This is a genomic window from Aeromonas sp. QDB39, from assembly GCF_027707585.1.
GTDB classification, from domain to species: Bacteria; Pseudomonadota; Gammaproteobacteria; order Enterobacterales; family Aeromonadaceae; genus Aeromonas; species Aeromonas hydrophila.
This window is the reverse complement of sequence record NZ_JAPCIV010000078.1, coordinates 1-7,230: the sequence shown is the minus strand read 5'-3', so window position 1 is coordinate 7,230 and position 7,230 is coordinate 1. Positions and strand designations below refer to the sequence as shown.

General features: G+C 45.7%; 8 protein-coding genes. All 8 read right to left on the bottom strand.

The features are described from left to right. Positions 1 to 821 precede the first annotated feature (821 nt). The 8 genes from PG899_RS23455 to PG899_RS23420 all read right to left on the bottom strand — a co-directional run bounded on the left by PG899_RS23455 (position 822) and on the right by PG899_RS23420 (position 7,106). Positions 822 to 1,298 (bottom strand): hypothetical protein, encoded by a 477-nt coding sequence (locus PG899_RS23455; protein ID WP_270697777.1) that lies wholly within the window; start codon positions 1,296 to 1,298, stop codon positions 822 to 824. Between the two features lie 33 nt (positions 1,299 to 1,331). Further along, on the bottom strand, positions 1,332 to 2,252 hold the full coding sequence (locus PG899_RS23450) for a type II secretion system protein (protein ID WP_210538353.1): 921 nt from the start codon (positions 2,250 to 2,252) through the stop codon (positions 1,332 to 1,334). Continuing rightward, on the bottom strand, positions 2,252 to 2,758 hold the full coding sequence (locus tag PG899_RS23445) for a prepilin-type N-terminal cleavage/methylation domain-containing protein (RefSeq protein WP_210538354.1): 507 nt from the start codon (positions 2,756 to 2,758) through the stop codon (positions 2,252 to 2,254). Before PG899_RS23445 ends, PG899_RS23450 begins: the two co-directional genes overlap by 1 nt. A gap of 63 nt (positions 2,759 to 2,821) precedes the next feature. Then, entirely contained in the window at positions 2,822 to 3,340 is a 519-nt protein-coding gene (locus tag PG899_RS23440; protein WP_216945327.1) for a prepilin-type N-terminal cleavage/methylation domain-containing protein, read from the bottom strand. A 14-nt stretch (positions 3,341 to 3,354) separates the two neighbouring features. Next, positions 3,355 to 4,392: a type II secretion system F family protein gene (locus tag PG899_RS23435; RefSeq protein WP_210538356.1), complete on the bottom strand. Its 1,038-nt coding sequence runs from the start codon at positions 4,390 to 4,392 to the stop codon at positions 3,355 to 3,357. After that, the gene (locus tag PG899_RS23430; RefSeq protein WP_270697776.1) at positions 4,389 to 5,972 is read right to left on the bottom strand and encodes a GspE/PulE family protein; all 1,584 of its coding nucleotides are present in this window, start codon (positions 5,970 to 5,972) and stop codon (positions 4,389 to 4,391) included. Before PG899_RS23430 ends, PG899_RS23435 begins: the two co-directional genes overlap by 4 nt. Beyond that, entirely contained in the window at positions 5,926 to 6,654 is a 729-nt protein-coding gene (locus tag PG899_RS23425; protein ID WP_210538358.1) for a hypothetical protein, read from the bottom strand. The genes PG899_RS23430 and PG899_RS23425 overlap by 47 nt, the downstream gene beginning before the upstream one ends. Continuing rightward, complete coding sequence (locus PG899_RS23420) at positions 6,651 to 7,106, bottom strand: hypothetical protein (RefSeq protein ID WP_270697775.1); 456 nt, start codon at positions 7,104 to 7,106, stop codon at positions 6,651 to 6,653. Before PG899_RS23420 ends, PG899_RS23425 begins: the two co-directional genes overlap by 4 nt. Between the last annotated feature and the right edge of the window lie 124 nt (positions 7,107 to 7,230).

Sequence of the window (7,230 nt, the reverse complement as noted above, 5' to 3'; positions counted from 1 at the left end):
GGGAGTCACATGGAAGATCAGATCCTGGAAAACGGGAAAAGTTCCGTTCAGACCGCTATTTGTGTATAAGAGTCAGCATTAGCTGGTTGAATTGTTGGCAATCAAACCAGGGTTGACTCCACCCCCTAGTTTCAGGATCCGCTTTGCAACAGTGTCATGTAGAAAAATGAGTAGCGCGATAATGACCCTTCTCGATATAGCTTGGCAATTATTGCGATAACGTTGTTATTTTGTGGCAAAGCGTACTCTGGCGTCGATGAAGTTTGGGCGGCCTCGCCGGCAACTTATGATACCCAGTGGGCTCAAGCCTATGCTGCCGCAGTCAATCCCTCGTTTTCTGGAACGGGCGGTCGAGTTGACCTCTATAGCGGATCCTCCACGGCAGTGAGTATCACTGTGCCTTCCACCGTCAATGTGCTCTATGTCAGTTTTGACTTAGATGGTCGGGGAATCACTCAGTTGATGTTCGACCTTCAAGAAGCCGTCACTAGAGGGGATGTGCGAATCTACAACCGGGGAGGTGAAAACGCTGATAGGCCCTATGACGCTCTCATCAAAGTGAGCCGGTCTGGTGTGGGGGTGACGCTGCAGGGGCAAGGCGTTTGGACTGGCGCTCCAGTAATAAAACGTGTTGTAGGATACAGTCTATAGCAGGGCTTGTAGCTGGCCCCCACAAGCCCATTTTCATCACCAGGGGGCGAGCAGCTTGGCAATCATGTAGCCAACCTAGGAGCCCCAAGTCGTATTTGATGGGACGAGAACCACACTGGTTGGAGAGGTAGTGTGGTTCATAATGACCGATAGTTATCGATAGCGGGCATCTAATACCAGCGTATCGTTGAGTGGATTACCTCAGAAGGAGTCTTATTGATCCTATAACTTGCTCCAGGCGGAATCATTACCGTGCCACTCGAGACCCAATTTCCGCCAGCACCATCCCCCCTTCCGAACGACGCTCCACGTACACCGTTCACATAGAGATCAATTGCCCAAGGAATATCCTTTCCGATAGAACCTCGGACCGTCATCAACATCGGTTTGCCAGTCGTGTTGGTGTATGAAACACCACTATTTATCGAAGAATCGTCAGTTGTACTGAAGGTAATCAGGGACATGCTATTCGCAGGATTAACAGGCTTGGCATACTGCTGCGCCCACAAAATGTCCTGGGTCGCCGGCGAGGTGGCCCAAATATCATCCACGCTTGCTGTCACGGCCCCACCGTAACAAGCCAGCAACGCTACTGTTAACATGTTGCTTGTGTAGCGAGAAGGGTCATTATCGTTACGAAGCTTCATTCAGATCTCCTTTATTGGTGTATTTATAGCCAGTTATTTGCTGCATTGTTGTTGGACCAAGACGGATGCATTTGCAGGAGCAGGAATAAACCATGCCTGAGTTCCATTCTGGTCAGTCTCCCATATTCGGACATATGCCCTGGTCCCATCAAACCGCCCTTCCACAGCCCCCATGTTGTTAAACGGGAAACCGTTTTTGCTATATGACAGAGGGATCACATTTACTTTTCGAGTTCCACGATTTGCTGGACAAGAGACAAGTGAAACAACTTGGTTGTTTTGTTGAACATTCCCCCATGCCAGCCCGGAAAGTACGGTACGGTTTGTTAGACCTGTGATTGAAAGATCCTTTACGTTCTCGATAGCATAACCAGCTGCATTCATGTCCCCTTTTAGCGCCCTTGATCCATCCAGCATATAAAAGTTATCGTGAGAAACTTCGGTGCCTGGCCGACCAATTTCGGCAACAATATTTGTGCCAGATACTGTAGCAAAAGGCAGAGATGACAGTAATCCAGCGGCAACATCATTTCGGTGGTCAGCTGGGACCTTTGCGAGTGGAATGGTCAATTCGAACCGTGGAATTGTTGGATTCCCAGCAACCCCATAAGTTCTAACAGATATAGCATCCCCCCAAAGAGTCTCTGTCATTGGCCGGCAGTTACCCGCACTCGCGTCACTTGCAGTACAGTTCCTAATGTACCCTTCATTAATTAGTACCTGGATAGAGGATGGAAAGTTGGTCGGCGTGACAGTGTTATTACTTTTTGCCAAGACCTGATACCTTTCAGCCGCTTTTGAAAACAGCTCAGTAATGCGATTGCCTTGCTGCACAGCAGCAGATTCAATTCTTTGTTGTCTCAGCTCATTGAAAATGATCATGCCGACAAAAATTAAAACTGGAAGAACTATTGAAAGTTCAATGAGCGTAAATCCACTCTGGCTCCTACGCATTATTTATCTCCAATGCCATGTGCCCAGCAATTTGTTGAACTCCTATACATCTCTCCAAACGAAGATAGTCTCGGAGACTTAATAGGAAACTGATATGATAATGTGCTAGCTGAAATATAGTCAGCACCTGAGTCAGTATATAGCTCACCGGCAAGAGCAGCATTTCTTACATCTATTGAAACGATAACAGAAACAGGTTCACCCCCACGATATCCAAAAGCGAAACTTGTCACCCATGGCGCAGGATATACAGACGTTTGTGGCACACCTGTTGTAATTAAATCAGTATGGGAAATGCTAATGCTAGTCAGGCAACCACTTGACACCTTAAGTCGCAGGGTAGTGTTAATTCCCGAATTCACATCAGAGGCAATACCATGAACCTTTATAGATTGCTCAACGATGTCAGCGTTATACCTAATAGCAGCCACGCCAAATGAGATAGTGACAAAAACAGCTATAGCCACCGAAAACTCAATCAACGTGAAACCACTATATTTTTTCATAAATTGACCTGTCATGTTCAAAAAACATGGAGGCGGCAATGCCACCTCCATAGCAAAGATAATTTACATCGTTCCCTTAACACTACTACCAGTGACGGTAATGGTTGTGCAGCCTGTAGCCGTCTGACAACGCCCAGTAGTCATAGGGGCCAAGGTGTCTGCAAGATCGGTAATGTAATCTGCCGGCAGGCCCGCCATAGTGATATCAACCAGACTGGGGTTAGTGGTATTAGCTACAACCGTGATATCACCACCAAAAGCATTTGCCGCCTTACCATCTTTGGCTGTACCACAGACGCTGGCATCAAGCAGTTTAGAGCCAGTCGCACATAGGACGCTCATGCTCACACCGTTTTTATTCGGTCTTCCTTTTTTCCAACGCTCCGTTGCTGTTGTAATTTGCTGCATCTGCTTTATGAGAGACTCTTGCTTAGTTTGATATTTGACACCTTCAGCAACTTGAAGAACGACCACCAAGAGGACGGCCGCAATAGCTACCACAATGGAAAACTCGATCAATGTGAAGCCGCCTTGTTTTTTTGAAACCATTTTTTTATTGTTCTGACTTACGTAGTTCATCATTCAACCCTTATATATTAATAAGTAACTCTAGCGGACTGCGCCACTACGAGATATATACCACCGGCCAATACAGCCATACCGCAACCTGCAGCCATCATAGTCAGCAAGTTTGCCAACTTTCCCAAACTAATAATCTGTTTTTTAAGCCTCCTTCGCTGTCTCATCGAGCTTTGCATTAGCACCGATGGAATGTCTTCACTATTACTTAAAATCTTAATCCTTTGAATTTCAGCTTGACCAAGCAATCCCACATCAAAAACATCACCATAGTTTTTCTTCCCTGATGCAATCTTCAACTTTATCTTCTGAATTTTTGCTCGCAGCCAACGACTTGAGCCATGCCCAATAATGCTCAAGCAATCATTAATGCCGACCCCGGCCCTCATAAGACTGGACACGCTAGCTAATACAGCTATCGCATTCAGATCCCTATACTGCTTAAATACAATGGAGTTATCAAGTGACTCTCTGTTAGAAACATTAGGTAACATCCACATCAATCCTATGAGGCCTGTGATGCTCATACATAACATCGAGAACATCCAGTTGTGACTGAATTCAGCAAGGCCCCATGCCACTTGTGATATACCACCCCATTTGTAGAGCGGTAGTCTATTTTGCATGTCCAGCATATATTCATAGGACGGACCACCCGCCACTATCAACAGCCCGACAATCATTAATGCTGGATACTTTACTGCATTTAAAATATCTAAAGTTAATCCAGATGCATCTCTGATGGTGTTGATTCCAACATCAAGCCCCATGTCTATGTCACCGGTTTCTTGACCGGCTGAAATTGTAGATATTATTATTGGAGAGAACCACCCTTGCATTCCAGATGTAACCGGCCGACCATTTCTGATAGCCATCAGCATGTCACCTGCGAGCGCCTTGGCTGATGCAGAACCGAACTCAACCAAGTTGATGCATATATCCTTTTCATCAATGCCAGAGTTTATTAGCTCCCTAAAATCCTCGAGGAATTCAATTTGGTTGGTTTTAAAAAAAACCAACTGGAGCCACTTCTTTGAAATAGTGTCAAAATTCACAGCAGCTCCTTAACTTGCTCGGCAGCAGAATGAATATCGCAAATACCATCCCTTACTTTCTTAAGAGCATAGTGCCGGATGTTTTTCCACCCGTTTTGTATTAAATGAATCTTCCATGCCAACGCATCACCTTTAGCTATAAATTGGCGGTCATCATCAGTTAATACAATGACCTCCATTACCAATGTTCTTCCCTTTTCACCTGAGACACATTTGCCGCAGCCACTGCTATTTTTCACTCTAGCGTGGCCCAGGTCATCGCCTAGTGCTTTGCGTAAGGTGGTCTGCTGCTCCTCAGTTGCCTTTTCATGTGGTATTGAGCAATGCGGGCAAAGAACTCTTATTAACCGCTGATGCGAGAAAACTGAAAATACATCAGGGCTACTTGCAATAACTGATGGAACACGTAAGTGCTCTACCAGTTTTGTTGCAATACCGGTCGCACTTGACGTATGTGTTGTTCCGATTAACAAGTGCCCGGATTCAGAAAGGTGAGTAAATTCCGCAGCACTTTTCTGGTCACGCACCTCGCCAAAGTAAATCACATCAGGATCTTGCCTGAGCATAACCTTCCCGTAATACGCAAAGTCTCGTTCTTTACCTTTCTTCGTAAGACCATAATCGATTCGCGTTTGAGATACCCCGTCAAGAGTCCATTCGGGAGGGTCTTCAAGGGTATTAATGTTTCGGCCATCCTCAATTGTTGATAATCCAGCCATAGCAACAGTGGTTTTACCTGAACCGGTAGGCCCAGAAAATAGAATGGCCCCTTGAGGCTGTTTAAATGCAAGCTCGATGATTTTGACATGATCATCATCCATCCCCATATCTGCGAACGAAGGAATATCATCTCGAATGGGAGTCAACAATCTCAGTACGGTTTTGGTACAATCTTTGTCATCGCTACTGCTGCTAACTGGTAGCATTGATGTCCGCCAGTCCCATGCCTTCTGAACATTATTCACAGCTATGATCTTGCTAAAGCTTCCTGCATTTGGGATTAATGCTGAATAGCTTTCCTCTGAGCCACTGTGACCATTGAACACATAAGCCGTCAGTTCTGCACCATATTCCTTTGTCTGTGGCGCAGATATGTCAACTAGGCGCCCATCAATACGGCACTTTATTAGTGTTTTCTGTCCTTTCACTAAAATGTGTATATCAGAGCCACCCATTTTGATGCATCTAGCCAGCAATCCCATCAAGCGGTCTTCAACTTGGGTTGGTGCAACATCAGTGGCGTGCTTAGTGCTCTGGTGGGTGGACTCGACACTTAGAGTTGAGCCAACCTGTAAGGCATTCAATACTACTTCGCTGTCGGCCAGATTAATCTTAGGTTCCTTGCCATGCAGCAGAACCTTAACCTTAGCAATTATTGTATTTAAGTTGTCGCTCTTTGGATCTGAGGTGTAAACGACCCAGTTCTCATCAACAAAGCAACTTTTGTCCTCCCGGCAAAGAGCTAGGATTTCATCATCATCAATTAAAGACACTGTGCTTTTAATTGCCATATTCATATAAATACCCCAACCGTCAATAGGCCATATTAATGCAGCGAGCCAATTTTCCTTGGCTTGCACATAACTGCCTGTCATTCAGGGAAGTAATCTTGATCCCGTCGATTGTCTTACCTATCTGAGCAGGGGTCATTCTTCCAGACTCACCAATTGATACATACGCGGTCAATATCCCATCTACGCGGGCCGCATATCGCAGAGTGAGTCTGTCAAGTTTGCTACCGGGGGAATCCATCACCTTGGGCTCATTAAATGCGATCCCCGTTCCAACAGGCATTGGAGCACTTGGTGACACGGTTGCGCCTACAGGCAATTCGTCCTGTAGCAAGAAGGCCCCAGGAGGGGGGGAGCTTTTGGCAGGCTTCTCGGATGCAATTTTTTTCTTGGCGGCGTTACTCTCAACCAACTCTTCCACCGTGCTTGTTGCCAGTAAAGCCTCAGCCTTAGCCCTTCTTTCACCGAGGCGCATCAGCTCCTGGATGTTTTCCGGTAAATTCGGCAGCCTTACTGCTGACGGGGGTTCAATCACGTTTTGGCTTGAGACATTGCTCCCTGAATCAACCGGAGTTGATGCCTGGGAACGCTGCTCTGACTGTGCGATAAGCGCATTAAGTCGCTCATTTCGTTTAGCCTGTCTATTTTCTTGAGCCTGATATAAATAAACCGCACTTGCACATGCTACAGAAAGCAGCCCTAAATAGGTCACCAATTTTTTAGTGCTAATTTTTTTATTTTGTTCGTTCATTGTGCGCCACCTCCAAACTGAATTACCGCATTATTTAGGGTGCATTCCCCTTCCTTGCTAATGCTAAATGTCGCTGATTCTAACTTAATTGGCATTCCTTTCAGGGCATTACCAAGCTCGTTAATGAACCAAGGATTTGCTTTCGCGATGGTCAGACTGGCCTTTCTGCTTGCCCATACTCCATTAGTTTCAATGGGTTCATAGCTAGCTTTCAAAGCCGAAATTAGTGAAAGCTTTGAAAATATCTCAAAAACTTTGTCATCAAGCGCCTTGAAACTGGTGTGATGTGAACTCCAATAGGAACTCAGAGGGACAGGCACGCGAATAAATGGTGATGACCCACTGAAAGACATAGCTAGGATATTTTTTTCCGCCCATGCATTTAACACATTTCTATCGATCACAACGTCAGGCAATACCATATTAATGCTGCCTGGCTCGATTGTCCCCACAGGTAAATCCGTGACTACAGGGATAGTTCCAAATTTCGCGCACGTCACGCGAATTCAGATAATAACTGCAACACCCATGGTGCATAGGAGAGAAGAGGCCAACTGCCGGTTCTGGTACGCTTCT

Coding starts and splice junctions, on each gene's coding strand:
- PG899_RS23445 (WP_210538354.1), bottom strand. CDS start 2,758: ATGAAAAAATATAGTGGTTTCACGTTGATTGAGTTTTCGGTGGCTATA.
- PG899_RS23455 (WP_270697777.1), bottom strand. CDS start 1,298: ATGAAGCTTCGTAACGATAATGACCCTTCTCGCTACACAAGCAACATG.
- PG899_RS23425 (WP_210538358.1), bottom strand. CDS start 6,654: ATGAACGAACAAAATAAAAAAATTAGCACTAAAAAATTGGTGACCTAT.
- PG899_RS23450 (WP_210538353.1), bottom strand. CDS start 2,252: ATGCGTAGGAGCCAGAGTGGATTTACGCTCATTGAACTTTCAATAGTT.
- PG899_RS23440 (WP_216945327.1), bottom strand. CDS start 3,340: ATGATGAACTACGTAAGTCAGAACAATAAAAAAATGGTTTCAAAAAAA.